Source organism: Pontibacillus salipaludis (assembly GCF_014642405.1).
GTDB classification, from domain to species: domain Bacteria; phylum Bacillota; class Bacilli; order Bacillales; family BH030062; genus Pontibacillus; species Pontibacillus salipaludis.
Map to the genome: position 1 here is coordinate 177,110 of NZ_BMIN01000001.1, position 18,498 is coordinate 195,607.

Genomic DNA, 18,498 nt, shown 5'->3' on the forward strand with positions numbered 1-18,498 from the left:
ACAGAGGAGGCTTCTTTTGAATAAGCGATTTTTTTACAATAAGGCTGATAGAAAAGATATTATATCCTTTTGTGGCTCAGTGTGGCCAGAAGAAGTAAGAGAAGTCATCCATCGGGCGGATCTTGCTTCCGAGCAATCGTTTATCTTTACGCATCGGTGGGATATGGAAAGGTGTGAAATTCCGGTAACTTTTGATAACAAGATCGACTGGACGTACCGATTTAAGGGAGATTTTGAGTGGACGGTTAACTTAAATCGAAGCAGATTCATGTCTGAATTAGGTCAAGCGTATTGGTTAACGAGTGATGAGAAGTATGTAACCTCTTATATCAATCTATTAAAAGACTGGATTATGCAAAATCCATTATCAATAGAAGAAATACACTCAAGTAAGGAACAAAATTATAATGTTAAAGATACATGGCGAAAATTGGACAGTGGCATTCGTATTGTAAATTGGATAAAAGGGTATCAATGTGTGAGGGAATCACGTTATTGGACGAGTGAAGTTGAGCAGCTCTTTAAGGAGGCCGTGCATTTACACGGCACTTATTTAAGTATAGCTTTTACTCCGCATGACAGGCAAAGTAATTGGGGATTTTTAGAGACGAATGGGTTGTTTCAAATTGCTATGCTGTTTCCGGAGTTTCTTGAATCGAAAACTTGGCTTTCGATTGCTGTAGACCGCTTAGTAAGTATGTGTGAGTTGCAAATCTTTGAGGATGGCATGCATAACGAGCAAAGCCCTATGTATCATCACGAAGTGCTCCATTGTTTATTTGAGTGTGTATGGCTAGCCAAGAAAAACGAATTTCCTTTGCCTTTCATATGCGAGGAATCTTTAGAACGCTTATTTCTCGCGTCTTTAGCCTTTGTCAAACCGACTGGCTATCAACCTATGATTAGTGACAGTGATGATACGGATATACGAGATATACTATGTCGGGGAGCAGTCTTATTCAAGCGAGGAGATTTGAAGCATCAGGCTTATGATCAATTGGATTATGAGAGTGTTTGGTACTACGGAAAAAAAGGGATAGATGAGTTTCATAACCTCGTTGCAAATCCACCTTCAGCAGCATCCATCCATTTATCCGAGAGTGGTTATTCCATAATGAGGAGCGGGTGGTCTGAAAGAAGTCATTATTGTTTATTTGACGGTGGTCATATGGATATTATCCAGGCACATGGACATGATGATTTTTTACACATTGACCTAAATGTCTTTGGTCAGGATATGCTGATCGACACAGGTAGATACACGTACATGGAAGGTGAAGAACGAAGATACTTTAAAGAATCTTTTCAACATAATACGACGATCGTAGATTATACTTCTATATCTGAGTTTAAAGATTCCTGGACGTGGGGCGAAATTGCAAGAACCACTCCGTCATATTGGAAGACATGTGAAGCTTTTGACTATGCTGAGGCGGGCCACGATGGTTATCGTAACTTAAAAGATCCCGTTCAAGTAGTGCGGAAGCTTCTATTTGTTAAACCGTATTATTGGTTGGTCGTAGATGAATTCCAGGCGAATGAGGCACACCATTTTGCTCAACATTTTCATTTAAGTGAGGATGTTTCTGCGCATACTTATCCCAATCGCTCTGAAGCGGTGTGTAAATTGAATGAGAAGGAAGGACTATTCATTCGATCTATTACTTCAGCTAAGCTAACAAAGGACAGGTGTTGGATCTCTCGGAATTACAATGAGAAACATCCATCTTCTAAACTTGTATTTGAGCATCAGGCTATAGGTAAAACTCGAATGGTTACAGCTCTTATCCCGTTTCACGAAACAGTGACTGAAGATGTTGTTATAAAAGAAATAAAAGTAAGAAATACGATTGGTAATTATTGTACAAATGACGATGTAACAGGGTTGGAAATCAATATAGGGAAAGAGAAGCATTGGTTGGTTGTATCTCATTCTGGACCGAACAGCTTCCAATTTGCAGGGCATCACATGACTGGATCAGTGATGCTCGTGAAGAATGAAGGAGATCGCCCTCTCAAATGGGTTGTTAAAGTTTAAATCAACTCTATTAACGGACGTTTAACGGTCAGTCTATTTATCCTCTTATAACCATAAACTCATCACAAAGGTGGTGGATTTATGGTTCTTTGTATTTCAAAATTTAATAGAAGGTGGTCTTTTCATGAAAAAATGGATACAACGTAGACTGATAGTTTTCTTGGTGCTGCTTATTCCTCTATTCTTCTTCCAGGGTGTGTCTCCTCATATTGGGCATGCCGAATCATCTCTAACTATTACTTCGCATCCAAATGGTGACCTCCTTCCTGTTGGTGTTGTAAGAATCTCAGGGTCTTATTCAGCTGTTACGAATATTGAGGTAATTATCAATGCTATGACAGTAAATAAAGCTCAACTAGTTCCAAACTCTTCTGACTCTGGCGAATGGTTTTATGATCTTGATACCAACGACTTTGACGGAAGTGTAGAAATCGTTCTAAAAGGAACAAGTACGATCACCAGATATTCCACTTGGTCTGAACCGCTTCTTCTTGAAGTGGATAATAATAAGGCCAACATTCCCGCAGTTATGATCCAGGACCCAAAAACGGACACAACCATCATGAAAAACACAAAGGTGACGGTAACTGCTTCAGGTAAAAATGATATAGAAGCGGTTTACGTCCGGGTGAATGGAGGAGAATGGACGCTTGCGAAAAGGAAAAGTGACATCTATTCATATCACTTAGCCACTCCTTCAGAACAAGACAAAACCTATAGCATTGAAGCTAAAGCTGTAGATAAGTTAGGTAATATAGGTGTAAGCCAAACCGTATATGTGAGGACAGGGAACGGAAGGCCAGTTGACAATACTGTCGATAAACAGGATCGTTCCATGTGGATATGGGAAAATGCTTCTTATAATTTAATCTACAATGAAGGTTCAAGAGACGTACTAGACGCTTTTGCAAAAGATACCACAACATTTAATCAGGATGCCATTACAACTCTTTACCTTGGGGTAGATCGGTATTATGGAGTGGATATGCTTGAGGATGAGAGAGACCGAGTTCGGAATCTAGTTTCGTGGGCACATTCGAAAGGATATAAAGTCCATGCTCTTATTGCTGGCGGAACAAAACCACCTCATTTAGGAGCTTTTGAAAGGTATCATGATCTTGCTCTTAGAGAGGTTGAAAATATAATTAATTATAATCTCTCTTCAAAGAGTGAAGAGCAATTCGATGGTGTGAATATAGATATCGAACCCTATATAGCTTCTCAGTTTAAAACAGAGAAACCTTCCTTGCAGATTCAATATCTTGATTTATTAGAGAAGATTATGGATCTGAAACGTGTGTCTGACTCTAGTTTATTAATGGGAGCGGCTATCCCTAATTGGTATGACAGCTCTCCATATGCTGAGAATATTACATGGGGTTCCAACATGAAGGGTGGAGAAAGTGAAACAAAATGGTTATCTCAGCACATACAAGACATACTAGATTATATTTCAATCATGGATTATAGAGATTTTGCAGAAGGTTCAAATGGAATTATTGAAAGAGCTACAGATGAATTAGAATATGCGATTTCCATTAACAAACCAAACTCGGTCGTTATTGGGGTAGAAACAAAGGATATTGCAGATGGAGGAGACCCTGAACTTATATCGTTTAGAGAAGAAGGACGTACTTATATGGAACAAGAACTTGATAAGGTCTATGCTTCTATGAATTCATCCCCTTCTTTTGGTGGAATCGCGTTACATCACTATGATACATTGAGATATTTACCATCAGAATGGAGTGGCGATGGCGTATTTTGGGAGCCACCTCTTGATTCTGAAGCTCCGACACAAGTAGATCGTCAGCCGAATGCCTTATCAACTAGTTATCAATCGATTTTCATTGATTATGGTAGAGCATACGATAATGGTGAAGTCGAACATTATGCGATTTACAGAGGTCTGACACCTGATTTCACACTAGATGAAAGTAATTTGGCCGGAGAATCTAGAGGGTTATCCTATGTAGATGAGGGTTTACTAGCAGATACGACCTATTATTATAAGGTGGCAGCAGTTGATGTAAATGGAAACATGGGTCCAGCATCTTCCGTCACATCAGCTACAACGACCCAAACATCCTTAAAGCCATTAACGGTTGAAGATGCTTCTATAAGCTATTCTAACGGAATAGCAAATGTAACGTTAACGGTTTCAGATTTACAAACGGGTTTACCTGTAAAGTCCAATCTAAGCGGAAGGTTTGAATATGTAAGTGGGAAAGTCGTAAATGGAACAACCGATAATCAAGGACAGATTTCCTTCAACTCAGAAACGATTGGAACGAACAAAGGGAAAATTGGGTTTAAAATAAATGCAATCCAATCCTCAGGGTATTACTGGGCTTCTTCAAAGGATGTTTCTTATGATTTAGAGACTACCTGGGCGTTTGAAAGTGTCCCAGCAAGTGAGGATGCCTATGTACGAAGTGATTCTTATGGAGACCTAAACTATGGAGATTCTCCTATTCTAGAAGTAAAAGGTTTAGAGGAATCTGTTGTGAATTATAATCGTAGAGCTTATATTCAATTCTTACCAGAGCCATCGTCTCTTGTTAACCCTACTAAACTAACACTAAACTTTTATATCGACCGGGGTATTAGTGATTCTGAAGTATCAAGTGTACCGATCTCCATTTACGGAGCAGTCAACCAAGAATGGATTGAAGAGGACATTACGTGGAATACACAACCAGATTTATTAAACTTTAGCAAAGTGGGGGAGATAGAGGTATCAGCTAAGGGATGGTACCAACTCGATTTAACAGAATGGGTTTCTAGTATAGAAAATGTTCACTCGCTTACCTTACGCCTCTCTGATGAGGCTCTGATGGATCGTTTAGTCCCTATTCAAAGTAAAGAGAGTACGAATCCTCCAACATTAGAAATTCGTAAGTAACAAGAAAGGTTGCCCCTAAATAGGAGGCAACCTTTTATTATTCAACTCCAATACGTTTTCTGTATTCAGTTGGAGTATATCCGGTGATTTTTTTGAAGGTCTTCGTAAAATGTGGATAATCTACATAACCAATGGCATCTGCAATTTCATAAGTTTTATAGATCGGATTCTTTAATAATGTTTTAGCCTTATCTATACGTAACTTTGTTACAAATTGTTTATAGCTCTCTCCCATTTCCTTCTTAAACTCCATACTGAAGTAGGAAGGAGACATATCCACTATGTTTGCTACTTCATTTAGGGTCAATGTACTTTCTTTGTAATTTGCCTCTATATATCGAGCGGCAGAAAGGATATTTGCTTTATGACCAATATTTCTTTTTTGCTTTAGAAGATTGATCCAATTTTTGCAATGTGTCGTCAGGTGGTCTTGAAGAAGGTCGGTCTCATTAGGGAATGGTTTACGAGATGGTAGATTGTATGAGGTGCGATTCTCTAAGTTAGTCGTAATAGTAGTGAATAAATCCTGATAAAAGTCGTTTGTAAGGGAAGTAGTAAACCCTTTTTCTTGTAAAGCTTTGTGGATCTCGCTGATTCTCTTAACAAGCTTCTCTTCTTCAAGCATCCACACCAAATTACTGATCTCCTTAGCCGATGAGTTTATTAACCCCAGGCGCTCCTGACGCTCAGAATAGGAGGGGTGCTCTTGTTGGATCTGATTATAAACAGTATTTAATGTAGAGAGAAATAAATCCGGTTTAATGGGTTTCAATAGAAAGTCACTTACGCCATACCTTAAAGCTTGTTGGGCGTATATGAATTCATCATAACCTGATATAACGATAAACTTCACTTGATGATCTACAGACCTTACTTTTTGAATGAAATCTAACCCATTTAGTTTAGGCATTCGTATATCTGTAATGATTAGATGAGGGTGGTACTTAGAAACGAGCTCCATCGCTTCTTGACCATCATTTGCTTCGCCTACGACTTGAAACCCTGTTTCATTCTTATGAATTAGAGCTGAAATACTCCGCTTAATTAATTTCTCATCATCCACCGTTATGACTTTGAACACAATTACGCCTCCTTTATTGTATCTTCCATACGTAAAGGCAAACGGATTTCAATAACCGTACCAGATTGGTTAGACTTCTTGATGAACAATCCATAAGGAAACCCTAATTCAGAGTGAATTCGCTTATGAACGTTTAAGAGTCCAATACGTTTTGTCGTTCTATAATCTTCAGGTGGCTCTGTATTGTGTATAAAGGCATAGTTATATGCTTCTGTGGTTTCGGCTACCATGCCTTTGCCGTGGTCAACCAGGTATAAAAGATAATCATGATTAACTTTCTTCCCGTATATTCCAATAAAAGTTGGAACTAAGGAATGTTCTTCATAACCATGAGAGAATGCATTTTCGATTATAGGTTGAAGCGTTAACCTTGGTGTTAAAACATGTGAAATCAATGATTCGTCTACCTCAATAGAGACATGTAGCCCTTCAAAACGTTCCAGTTGAATTTGAAAATAAGCTTTAATATGCTGCAGCTCTTCTTCTAGTGAGACAACCTTCTTTGTATTGCTAACATTGTAGCGGAACATGTCAGCAAGAGAGGTCGTCATGCGACTAATTTCCATTTGATCTTCAATTATGGCGTAGGAATTAATGATCTCTAGCGTGTTATATAGAAAGTGAGGATTAATTTGAGACTGCATCGCCTGTAACTCCGCTTCTTTCGTTTTAATCTGTAATTCCTGTTCTTTTAATTTCGACAAGCGGATCTGCTGTATGAGCTCAGAAAGTTTCTCCGTCATACTGTAAAAACTGTTATATAGGTCACTAATCTCATCTTCTTGATAAAGGGCAAGGGGACGAGGCTTTTCTGTTGGGAACTTTCCAGAAGCCACTTCTCGCATGAGTTTCTGCAAATGCTGTAGGGAGTAAGTTAATGTGAAAGAAAAGCCTCCTACGAAAAGAATAGCAAGTCCTATCAAAATTAAACCTACTAGAATGGTGAAATTCCTAAGTGTTACTAACCTAGTCATCGCATCTTCTAAAGGAACGCTAGCCATGATCATCCAATTAGCATGTGGGAGAGATTCTCGAACTAGTAAGTTTTTTTGTTTATCAAGCTGAGTAATAAAAGAAATGTTCTCATCCGTATAATCAGCTTGGAACGGTTGCCCTAATTGGTTACGAAGCGGATGATAGACAATTGTATTATCCTCATTAACTAACCACACCTCATTGAAATGATGATCTGTTATCTCATTCAATATAGAAGCAATTTGGTTAAGATGAAGGTCTACTACGAGTAAGCCAATCGTTTCATAAGTGTTTTTATCATATATTTTTTGAACAATTGTCAGAATAGGAGTAGATTCATAAAAGCTTAAATCTAGTAGTTCATAACTCTCAAATTGTTCATGGTTGTTCCATAAATCTATATTTCTTTTTTTTATCTCATTAATATCAATAAATCCCTTCACCTGAGAGTAATTATGTTCTTGCCTCCCATCTTTGCTGATTAACGACAGGCCAAAAATATCAGAACGTCCATTTAGGATTTGTCCAAATATCTCTTCTTGAATTCTTTTCGTTTCAATATACTGATCGTAACGTGTATCAGGGGTATGATTAGATTTCAAATAGTTCTGTATAGAAGTACTACTTAGAAGGGGAGTTGTGGCTTTTTGTAAGTCAGCCAAATAAAAAGATAAGTATTCCTTGGTTTGGTTTAGAAGTTGTTGGCTGGCATGAACAGCGTTATCTTGTATAGCAGTGGTTGTTCTTTCGTACCAAATGTATCCGAATACTAGCAGGGGAGTACATACAAAGATAATGATTACCCATAACAATTTAGATTGAATAGACCTTCTATGAAAGAGATCATTCTTCAAGAGCTATTCACCCTTTCATTGTGGTTTATATCTAATACATTTTTGAAAAAAACACAACAAATCAAATCGATGTCTATTCTGTAATTTCGACTGTAGTACTAAGATAATCGTGTAAGCGTTAACAAAAGAGGGGGAGACGGGATGAAGTATTCACAGAAATTTGGCCTTTTATTATTACTTTCTTTGATTTTAGCTTTTTCTATGGCAGGATGTAGCAATGAATCGGATGCTGACAGTGAAAACTCAGACGAGCAAGTGGAGATTAAGCTAGGATATTACTCATCTGGTAGTGCTGATGAAAAAATGGAAGAGCTTATTGATCAATTTGAAGAAAAACATCCGAATATTAAAGTTACTACTCAAAATGCCCCTTATTCTCAGTTCTTTCAAAAGTTAGATACACAAATTGCAGGTAATAATGCTCCAGATGTATGGTTATCTGATGGGGTGCTCGTATCAAAATATGCTGAACGTGGTGCGGCAAAAGATGTAACTGGTTGGATTGAAAGAGATTTAAATAAGGATGAGTATTATGGTCTTGATTTTAATAAAGATGCTAGCGGAAAGTACTTTGCTGTTCCACAAGGTATTCAAATCGGAGCTTTGTTTTATAACAAGGATATGTTTGATGAAGCGGGTGTAGACTACCCAGATGATACTTGGACGTGGGACCAACTACAAGAAACAGCAGCACAGTTAACGATTGATGCTAACGGTAAGCGAGCAACGGATGATGGTTTCAATTCAGAAGCAGTCAATCAATATGGGATGACATTCTTTAACATCACAGAAGGATGGATGCCTGTATTGAAATCTTTCGGTGGTGGTGTTTTGGATGAAGAGTTAAAGAATTCAGTCATTGATTCTGAGGAGAATAAAAAAGCTATGGAATGGATCGTTGATGGGATGCAAAAAGGTGTCTTAACAGATCCATCTGACCTTCAAAGTTTCCAAAGTCCAATGTCACCTTTCCCAAGCGGTACTGCGGCAATGAGAATAGGGATTTATGCAAGGGTACTAGCAGCCAATGAAACGGGTATAAATTACGATGTTACAGTTTTGCCAAAAGGTCCAGACGGTAAGCGGTTCGCTCCTGTAATTGCAAACTCTTGGATTGTAAATAATAATAGCTCAGACGAAAAAGCAGAAGCGGCTTGGGAATGGGTTAAATTCTGGGTTACAGAAGATGAAGTCCAAAAGGAATGGGCTGAATTAGGTGAAGCGGTACCTGTTAAGAAGTCTGTTGCCAACTCTGATTTGTTCTTAAACTCTGGTGATAACACGATTAACAAGCAAGCATTCTTAGATAGTTTTGAATTTGCAGGAACACTCGATACAAATGCTGTATGGTCTGAGTGGCTTCAAAAGTTTAACGACAACATAAACAGAGCCTTCTTAAATGAAACAAGTATAGAAGAAGCATTGCAACAAGCAGACAAGGAAGTGAAGAAAGTTTTGGATGATTTTTATAAGGAATAACCAAATTTAAAGAAGAAAGTGTGTCCTAGATGCCAAAACTTGTAGATCGAGTTAAACCTCTTAAAAATCGTAAACGAAAGAAATTATCAGCAGAAGGGAGATGGGGATTCCTAATGGTTTCCCCATACCTTATTCAATTCGTTGTATTCTTGTCATTTCCTCTAGCTGCTTCCTTATATTTTAGTTTCTCAAAATACGACATGCTAAATGCTCCTAAATGGATCGGAGTTGAAAATTACACAACGCTTATACAGGATCCTGTGTTTCATAAAGCCCTTTGGAATACCTTTTACTTTACGATTTTGTTCGTACCTGCTCAAACGATTCTCGCATTAGTTCTTGCTGTTGCGCTTAATCAGAGTTTAAAAGGGTTAAAGTTTTTTAGAATTGCTCATTTTATCCCTGTTATTTGTTCGTGGACCGTTGTCCTCTACGTGGCAGATGCCATTTTAAATCCCCGCTTTGGTCTTGCAAATACAATCCTTGTGAAATTAGGAAACAACCCGCAACCATGGCTAAGTGATGAAGCATTGATCATCCCTGTTCTTGTTGCTGTCGCTGTATGGAAAGGGGTCGGTTACATGATGATTATCTTTTTAGCTGGCCTTCAAAATGTACCAGAGGATTTGTATGAGGCAGCTGAAATAGAAGGGGCAGGGGTTTGGAAGAAATTCAGACACGTAACAGTACCGTTGATTTCAGGGACTACGTTTCTCGTATTAGTTCTAACAACCATCACAACTTTTCAATCCTTTGAACAAATCTATGTCATGACAAGTCATTTAGGTGATGTAACCTCTGCAGGAGGACCGAATAACGCGAGTATGGTACTGATGCTCTATTTATTTCAACAAGGCTTTTCCTTCTTAAAGATGGGGTATGCGTCCGCTATTGCATGGGTGTTGTTTATCATCTTATTTGGCATCACGATGATTCAACTAAAGCTGCAAAAAAAGTGGGTTTACTATGAGAAATAGTCTGTTATGTTGGGGTGTTAATCATGTTTAATCGATCTAAAAAAAGAAAGGCAATTAGCTATACGGTTATCCTGTTTAGTTCTCTGCTTATGCTAACACCACTTGTAAGTGCAGCACTAAATTCATTAAAGTCTTACAAAGAGTACACCGCAATTCCAGTACAATGGATCCCAAATCCCTTTCAGTGGCAGAATTACATTGAAGTATGGAAAATGACTTCAATGGATACCTATGCTTGGAATAGTTTCATAGTAACGGTCTTATCGGTTATAGGAGCGTTACTATCTTGTTCCATGGTAGCCTATGCATTTGCAAGACTCGAGTTCCCATTTAAGAATTCATTGTTCGTGATGGTGCTCGGTACACTGATGATCCCACCAGTCGTTATGATCATTCCGCAATTTATGATCTTTAATCAACTAGGTCTCGTAGACACACTTGTGCCTTTATGGATTCTTGAATGGTTAGCTCAACCCTTTGGTGTGTTCTTAATGCGGCAAGCCTTTCTTGCTATTCCAAAAGAATATGACGAAGCAGCCAAACTGGATGGGTGTAATCCGTTCCAAACGTTTGTGAAAGTCTATTTGCCTATGTGTAAGCCACAATTAGCTACACTTACGATTTTTACCTTTATGACAAAATGGAACGAAATTATGGCGCCCGTTATTTATCTTTCTTCAGAAGATAAATTTACGTTACCGATTGGCATATTATCAATGTCTGGAGCCTGGTTTGGGCAAGAGCAGTACTTAGTTGCTGCAGCGCTTATGTCTTTATTGCCAATCTTAATTGTTTTCTTATTCGCAGAGAAATATTTTGTGAAAGGGGCTAGCTCTTCCGGGCTTAAATAGTTTGCGCGGAACAGAAAGAAGGATGTGAAGTGAGATGAACTTTAACGTATTGGTGATGGGGTGTGAAGAAATCGTTAAGAAAGTTTCTGAAATGGACCATTTATACAAACAATTTACGTTCGTCCCGTCTATCTATCAAGAAGGTAAACTTCTTTCAGAAGACATAAGTCAGTTTCATGCCATTTTACTAGCCAACCCTCTAAGGATCCCTAAAGACCTCTTAACTACTATTGAACATATACCCATCTTTACACTTGAGGTCTCTGAAACCACTCTTTATTCGAGCCTATTTAAGTGCAGTTATGAATACGTTCCTGAACAAACGGGCCATTATACAATTAGTGTTGACGCAATGAATCTTACTCAATCTAGTATATCTGAAGAACTCCGAGGGAAAGGAATTATCCTTACTGAATATAAAGTGGGAGGAAGAGATCAAGTTTTAATGCATCATGTTCAATTATGGAACACAAGGCAAGCTCAGTGTGTCGTTACATGTGATCCTTTCATTAAGGATCAATTAGAAGCTTTGTGTATACCCGTACATTTGATCGTGCCGACCCAAAAATGCATAGAACAATACTTAAATCATATTACAGACGAGGTAAGGAGATATGTAATCCAAGAGAAAGTCGAAACTAGTGAAAAGGTTCGATTGGAGAATCCATCCGCTTTTCAATTGTTGCAAGATTTAAAGGTTAGTGCTAAAACACTTCACAGGCTGCAATGCCTCTGTTATTCGAATGGGAAGAATACCATTACAGCTTCGGAACTTGCTAGAGGGTTTTCAATTACTTTACGTAGTGCTAGAAGAATCTTATCTACCCTTGAGGATCATCAAATCGCAACTGTGATTGGAGAGGAACAGTCAAATAAACGAGGGAGGCCAAGCGCTATATTCCGTATTAATTTGCACCCTCTACAAGAAGACATTCTCTCCAACTGTAGCTATCATTAATAAAGGGGCGAGTTCATGCCAAAGATTCTCTTAAATACTGTTTTATTGGAGAAAAATCGTTGGAAAGATGGCCAAATACCTTCCATACAGGTTAGTGAATGGATACCTGCTATAAAAGAAAATGGCTTTGACGGATTAGAAATATGGCAAAACCACCTTTTGAAGGCAAGTGGGGAGGAGCAAGCAAGATTAAGGCAAGGTAAGTTACCTATTGAAGTATTTAATTCTTATATTAAGTTTGAGGACGGTCATGAAGATGAGAGGGCCAAAGTGGTTGATTTAGTAACAGAGATTCAATGTAAGGCGGTTAAATTTAATTTAGGTCATTCAATGGTGTATAAAAGCAAGTATATTACACATGTAAAAGAGTTGTTGAATCAATTGCCTCACTTCTGTGAGCTCCGGTGTGAATGTCATCCAGGTACGGTTATGGAAGACCCAGAAACAGCTTACCAGGTTTTTGACCAAATCGGTTCTAATCGAGTGAAGGCGATTATTCACCCTTTCCATGATCAAGTTAATATAGAGAGATGGTTTCAACACTTAGGTTCATCCATTACACATGCTCATGTCAGTCTTTACAGAAATCAACTGTTTCATCTGTTGAGCAGCGACGAGTCGTTTGTGAGAAAGCGTATAACTAAATTACATGAGCTTCAGTTTAAGGGGTCTTATTCCATTGAATTTACAGCAGGAGTAGCAATAGGAGATGAGAATACGGATCAAGTATTTACGAATGCAAGTGAAGATCAATACTTATTACGTCAACTAACTTCAGAATTAGGAGTATAGCTTATGAGCTTATCGATCTGTGTAATTGGAGCTGGGATTATATCGCAACATCATTTGAGAGCGATTAAAGAGATTACTGGTACTGAACTACTAGCTGTAGCAGACAATGACTATGTTAAAGCCATGAATGTAGCTGCAAAAAACGGTATTAAAGGATACACATCATATAAAGAAATGATTGTGAAAGAAACACCAGACCTCGTGATTATCACACTTCCTCATTTCCTTCATAAAGAAGCAGCACTTTTTTCCGCAAATAAGGGATGCCATATCTTATTAGAGAAACCGATGGCTTTAACCGTTGCTGAATGCGATGAAATTTTGCATTGTGTAAAAGATAACGGTGTAAAGCTTATGGTTGCTCATACTCAGCATTATCTATCAGAAAATATCACGGCTAAAGAATATATTGAGACTCATGACCTGGGACCACTATTGATGATCAATGACTCAAGGTTTGTTCCTTATTTTAATCCTGACCGACCGAAATGGTTTTTGGAGAAACGAAAGGCAGGAGGAGGGATCTTTATGAACCTTGGAACTCATTCGATTGATAAGATTCAGTGGCTTACAGCGTCAACATTTTCATATGTGAAAGCGAATTTACATTATCCAACATCCATCATAGAAACAGATGTAGAAGGGAGTGGGACTGTTTATTTGGAAACTGATATGAGTGTGCCTGTAACGATCTCAATGTCTGGATTTTCTGGTGTGCCTACACAGCGAACGGAATTGATATTTGAGAAAGGTATGGTGAAAGTTGAAATAGGAAAAGGAGTTTTCATTAATAAGGGTGGAAAATATGTAGCAGTAAACGTTCCAGATTTACCGGATCCATTTGTATTGCAGCTAGAAGATATGATTCGAACCATTCATGGAGAAAAAGAAAGCAATGGAAACTATGCGAAATCATTAATTCGTATAGTTGAATGTATTTATGAATCGAATGATCAGAATAAAGGATTAATTATTGCTAATAGATGATCATAGTAAAGGTTTAAAATTCTAGATAAATGTATTTTTAATGTTGAATTGAAATTAGTATTTGCTTGATGGTTAACGGTATGAATTTTAGAAGTTATAGCTTAAAAAATTTTAATCTCATCTCAATATCACAAGTATACTTTGGTTATGAGATGAGATTAATGTTTTTGTTGTTACTACCGATAATATATATTATGTTAACTAGAAAATAAAAATAAAAAAAGTGATGTTTGCTCATCTTCTCTCTTTACCTTCTATATTATTTAGAATAAACCATTCTCTAATGCTCAATTCAATTAATTCGTTCATCCTCATATCTAATTGTTTAGCAATTATTTTAGCGTGCTCTAAAACATTTTTATCATAAGTGGTTTTATATTGAATGCGATCTTGTGGTTTTGATTTCTCCAAAAGTTCAATATCCGTATAATCAAGGATCGATTTCAACGCTTCCTCAATTATATAATTGCCATACTTTCCACTTTTTTTCGCTTCATGTCTTACGCTATCTAATAATTCCTTACTCACGTTTGTTCTAAATTTAACTCTGTTAGATGTACTTTTATATTCTGGGTTCTTCATTAAATCTCTCTTATAATAGACACAGTCTTCTAGGGCATGTTGATACACAATATCTGATAGCTTTAATAAATCTCTTTTTCCTTTCACCCATACGCGATAATACACTTTTTGAGAAGTGCTTAATTGTCGAGTTAAATTGCAACGGAGCTCCCAAGATCGGAATGTTTCAAGAATTCCTTTTGCAAAGCTTAGACTTGCAGAAATAACATTCATAACATAACCTTCTCGATCTACCCAACCGTCTCCATCAATTACTCCTCTTATAAATGAAGGTAAGTAATCCTTTGGAACATGTGGAAAGCCCACAGTTCTTGACTTATTTGCGTAGATACCTAACCTTTCTAAGTCTTCTTTGATGATCTTTGAATTAACAGTTAGAACAGAAACCTTTCTTGTGGATATCGGTTGTATTATTTCATATTTGGCATCCATAAGTTTTGCTACCAGTCGCAGCAGTCTCTCGTCTTTTTGAGAAAATGAAATACTATTCGATTGATTGACACACCCATCTGTGATAAAAAGTCCTAATACCCAGGCCATTTGGTGACTCCAGTTTTTAAAGAAATCTTCGTTTACAGCGTGTTTCCTTGGTTGCCCTGAATATTGCTCACGATTCATCTTCACATTATTCTTATACATAATATTACGTATTGCACGATCTGATAATCCCGAGATTACTGACATCTTTTTAAAAGGTGTCCCCTTTTTGTATAAGTCTATGAGGTACTGATCTGAAATACCAGGCTTACGAGGCATAATAGCGCCACTCCCACTTTAATTATTTAGGCAACGAAAGGAAAATATTTATATATATACCTATTATACAAACATACGTTCTTGTGGTCGAATTTTAGCACTCGGAAGGCTTAGATAACGAATGGAGAGTGAAAAGAATAAGGTAAGCGCCTACCAGGAAGTAAGGCGCTTACCTTTCTATAAAATCAAATAATAATGTAAGTAAGATCTACATCTCAAAATCCACAACTAAAATATCAGAAAGCCCTATTTCTTTTAAGTATGCAACCACTTCCTGATGCTTCTCATGCGGTCCGTATTGCTCAAGAGCTTCCTTGTCTTCAAAGCGTACTGTTAATCCTAATTCGTACCCTTTGTTTCGATCTGAGAAATTCAAGCCAGCTTGTATATCGATAATGCCTGGGATTTCTCCTTTAAGAGATGTTAACCTCTCAATGGCTTCCTTTTGTTGTTCTTCTGTTGTCTGTTCTTCAAATTTGAATAAAACAATATGTTCAATCACTGATCTCAACTACCTTTCTGTCACTCATGATTTTCTCTGATATTATATCACTTCTTGCCTTTTTACAAACTTACTTTGTTTTGCCCCCCTTCTTTTAGTAGATGCAAAAAAATTCATTTACTTTATTGTCAGAATATTTTAAAATTGAATAAAGGTATGAATTTGTCTCCAAGCCCATCCCAGGCAGCTACAGACGGATCACCTTGTAAACTTACCTATCATATAACTGTCTATCTTGCTTCCATGTCTCCATACAAGACAGGATTCAGCAGGTAAAAGCCAGTTTGAAATCACGCATTCACATGTGTGTATTTCAAACTGGCTTTTTTATTCGGAAGAAGGAGCGTGATAAAACATGAGCACTTCTTTAGAAGGCATACGAGTACTGGATCTCACGCGAGTTTTAGCAGGTCCATATTGTTCCATGATTCTTGGTGACCTCGGTGCTGAAGTGATTAAAGTGGAAGCCCCTGGTGGTAGTGATGATACGAGGAAATGGGGTCCTCCCTTTCAAGAAGGTATTAGTGCGTATTACCTTTGTGCGAATCGAAATAAGAAGAGCATGACAGTAGATTTAAAGTCCTCAGAGGGAAAAGAAATCATTCATAAGTTAGTCAAAAGAAGCGATGTTGTCATGCATAATTTTAAAACGGGAACGATGGAGCGTCTTGGTTTAGATTATAAGGCATTAAACGAAATAAACCCGCGTATCGTATATTGTTCCATTACAGGATTCGGAGAAACTGGTCCTTATAAAAATCTCCCGGGTTATGACTTTATCATTCAAGCTATGAGTGGACTGATGAGCATTACAGGTGATGAACACTCCGGTCCTCAGAAGCTAGGGATTGCCATTACAGATGTTCTTACAGGGCTTTATGCATGCATTGGCATACAAAGTGCTCTTCTTGAACGACAGAAATCAGGAAAAGGACAAATGATTGACCTCTCTCTTTACGATGCAGCAGTATCCTCTCTCATTAATATTGGTAGCAACTATCTTATGTCCGGAGAAGTTCCAGAGAGATTAGGAAACCAACATGCCAATATTGTCCCTTACCAAACCTTTTACTCGTCTGATGGTGAGATGGTGATTGCGGTTGGTAATGACAGGCAATTTCGTTCCCTTTGCAGACTGTTAGGTCAGCCTCAACTCTCAGAGGATCCTCGTTTTATAACGAACCCTGATCGAGTTGCTCACCGCCAGCAATTAACACCACTTTTGCAAAAGGCATTCTCGAAGCAATCAACCGCTTATTGGAAAGAATTATGTGATAAAGAAGGAGTCCCCTTTGGTCCTATTCAAACAATAAATGAGCTTGTTCAAGATCCTCAATTACAAGCCCGTAAGATGTTTTTACAAACAGATCATCCAAAAGCTGGCCGTATTAAATTAATCGGTAGCCCTTTGAAGCTTTCAAGAACTCCAACCGTCTTATCACACTATCCTCCGGACCCAGGAGAGCATACATCAGAAATATTAGATGGTCTTGGGTATAGTGAAGAAGAAATCAAACGAATGATACACGATCAATCAATATAAGGAGATGATTACGATGAACTTTGAATTGTCAGAAGAACAACAAATGCTTCGTAAAACAGTCCGTGATTTTGTTGACCATGAAATTATGCCCCATATTGGTGAATGGGATGCTAAAGGTCATTTTGACACGGATACGTTGAAAAAAATTTCAAAACTTGGACTAATGGGTGTATGTATCCCTTTTAAATACGGTGGTAGTGGGATGGATTATAACTCTTTAGCTATCGTATGTGAAGAGTTAGAACGTGGAGATACTGCATTTAGAACAGCTGTATCCGTGCATACAGGTTTAAACAGCATGACATTACTTCAATGGGGAAATGAAGATCAGAAGGCAAAGTACTTAGTCCCTCAGGCTAAAGGCGAAAAGGTCGGTGCATTTGGATTAACAGAACCTGGCGCAGGATCTGATGTGGCCTCTTTACAGTCTACAGCGAAACGAGATGGTGATGATTATATTTTAAATGGACAAAAAACGTGGATCTCCCTTTGCGACACGGCAGATCACTTCCTTGTATTTGCATATACCGATAAGGAAAAAAGCCACCACGGTATTTCATGCTTTATCGTCGAACGTACGATGACGGGATTCTCATCCAAAGCTACGAAAGGGAAACTTGGTATACGAGCAGGTAACACTGGAGAATTATTTTTTGATGATGTACGCGTACCAAAGGAAAACTTGCTTGGTAAAGAAGGCGATGGCTTCAAAATTGCCATGGCTGCACTCGACAACGGTCGATTCACAGTAGCAGCAGGAGCATGTGGGCAAATTATGGCCTGCCTTGAAGCCAGCGTAGAGTACTGTCACGAACGGAAAACGTTTGGGAAAGAAATCGGGAAACACCAATTAGTTAAACAAATGATTGCGAATATGGAAGCTGGTCTTCAAATGAGCCGATTGCTAGTTTGGAAAGCTGGTGAGTTAAAGAATAAAGGCAAACGGAACACCCGGGAAACCTCTTTAGCCAAGTGGCAGGCATGTGACTTTGCAAACAAAGCCGCAGATGACGCTGTTCAAATTCATGGAGCATACGGATATTCAAATGAATATCCTGTTGAGCGCTACCTGCGTAACTCTAAAGCACCAGTTATTTATGAAGGAACTAGAGAAATTCATACCATCATGCAGGCTGATTATGTCTTGGGTTATCGTAAAGACAAATCTCTTGATCAAATGCTCCCTGAGTGGCCATTCGAAGATTAGGAGGGGATTTG

General features: G+C 38.1%; 14 protein-coding genes. 10 read left to right on the forward strand and 4 right to left on the reverse strand.

Translation table 11 applies throughout. The features are described 5' to 3' along the window. Positions 1-16: 16 nt before the first annotated feature. Together IEW76_RS00920 and IEW76_RS00925 are read left to right on the forward strand one after the other, a co-directional pair. A complete protein-coding gene (locus IEW76_RS00920) occupies positions 17-2,038 on the forward strand; it encodes an alginate lyase family protein (RefSeq protein WP_188650038.1) in 2,022 nt (673 codons plus the stop codon). A gap of 124 nt (positions 2,039-2,162) precedes the next feature. After that, positions 2,163-4,943, forward strand: coding sequence for a CBM96 family carbohydrate-binding protein (locus tag IEW76_RS00925; RefSeq protein ID WP_188650040.1), 2,781 nt, complete (start codon positions 2,163-2,165; stop codon positions 4,941-4,943). A 37-nt stretch (positions 4,944-4,980) separates the two neighbouring features. Here IEW76_RS00925 and IEW76_RS00930 read toward each other — a convergent pair whose 3' ends face one another. Both IEW76_RS00930 and IEW76_RS00935 read right to left on the reverse strand, forming a co-directional pair. After that, positions 4,981-6,024 (reverse strand): response regulator transcription factor, encoded by a 1,044-nt coding sequence (locus IEW76_RS00930; protein WP_188650042.1) that lies wholly within the window; start codon positions 6,022-6,024, stop codon positions 4,981-4,983. Positions 6,025-6,026: 2 nt separating this feature from the next. Beyond that, the gene (locus IEW76_RS00935; RefSeq protein ID WP_188650044.1) at positions 6,027-7,853 is read right to left on the reverse strand and encodes a sensor histidine kinase; all 1,827 of its coding nucleotides are present in this window, start codon (positions 7,851-7,853) and stop codon (positions 6,027-6,029) included. Positions 7,854-7,994: 141 nt separating this feature from the next. Between IEW76_RS00935 and IEW76_RS00940 the strand changes: the two genes are divergently transcribed. Genes IEW76_RS00940 through IEW76_RS00965 form a run of 6 tightly spaced genes read left to right on the forward strand, consistent with a single transcriptional unit; the run spans position 7,995 to position 13,897 of the window. Next, positions 7,995-9,332 (forward strand): ABC transporter substrate-binding protein, encoded by a 1,338-nt coding sequence (locus IEW76_RS00940; RefSeq protein WP_188650046.1) that lies wholly within the window; start codon positions 7,995-7,997, stop codon positions 9,330-9,332. Positions 9,333-9,361: 29 nt separating this feature from the next. After that, on the forward strand, positions 9,362-10,309 hold the full coding sequence (locus tag IEW76_RS00945; RefSeq protein WP_188650048.1) for a carbohydrate ABC transporter permease: 948 nt from the start codon (positions 9,362-9,364) through the stop codon (positions 10,307-10,309). Positions 10,310-10,332: 23 nt separating this feature from the next. After that, entirely contained in the window at positions 10,333-11,160 is an 828-nt protein-coding gene (locus tag IEW76_RS00950) for a carbohydrate ABC transporter permease (protein ID WP_188650049.1), read from the forward strand. A gap of 34 nt (positions 11,161-11,194) precedes the next feature. Next, on the forward strand, positions 11,195-12,118 hold the full coding sequence (locus tag IEW76_RS00955; protein WP_188650051.1) for a helix-turn-helix domain-containing protein: 924 nt from the start codon (positions 11,195-11,197) through the stop codon (positions 12,116-12,118). 15 nt (positions 12,119-12,133) lie between these two features. Further along, complete coding sequence (locus tag IEW76_RS00960) at positions 12,134-12,910, forward strand: sugar phosphate isomerase/epimerase family protein (protein ID WP_188650053.1); 777 nt, start codon at positions 12,134-12,136, stop codon at positions 12,908-12,910. Between the two features lie 3 nt (positions 12,911-12,913). After that, a complete protein-coding gene (locus IEW76_RS00965; RefSeq protein ID WP_188650055.1) occupies positions 12,914-13,897 on the forward strand; it encodes a Gfo/Idh/MocA family protein in 984 nt (327 codons plus the stop codon). 234 nt (positions 13,898-14,131) lie between these two features. On the opposite strand, the gene IEW76_RS00970 is transcribed toward IEW76_RS00965, so the two are convergent. Next, positions 14,132-15,235 carry an LAGLIDADG family homing endonuclease gene (locus tag IEW76_RS00970; protein ID WP_188650057.1) on the reverse strand — a complete coding sequence of 368 codons (1,104 nt, stop codon included), beginning with the start codon at positions 15,233-15,235 and terminating at the stop codon, positions 14,132-14,134. 208 nt (positions 15,236-15,443) lie between these two features. Then, positions 15,444-15,737, reverse strand: a complete 294-nt coding sequence (locus IEW76_RS00975; protein ID WP_188650059.1) for a Dabb family protein — start codon at positions 15,735-15,737, stop codon at positions 15,444-15,446. A gap of 355 nt (positions 15,738-16,092) precedes the next feature. Here IEW76_RS00975 and IEW76_RS00980 point away from each other — a divergent pair, with 355 nt between their 5' ends. Together IEW76_RS00980 and IEW76_RS00985 are read left to right on the forward strand one after the other, a co-directional pair. Next, positions 16,093-17,280: a CaiB/BaiF CoA transferase family protein gene (locus IEW76_RS00980; protein ID WP_188650061.1), complete on the forward strand. Its 1,188-nt coding sequence runs from the start codon at positions 16,093-16,095 to the stop codon at positions 17,278-17,280. Positions 17,281-17,293: 13 nt separating this feature from the next. Then, the gene (locus IEW76_RS00985; protein ID WP_188650063.1) at positions 17,294-18,487 is read left to right on the forward strand and encodes an acyl-CoA dehydrogenase family protein; all 1,194 of its coding nucleotides are present in this window, start codon (positions 17,294-17,296) and stop codon (positions 18,485-18,487) included. The last annotated feature ends 11 nt before the right edge of the window (positions 18,488-18,498 follow it).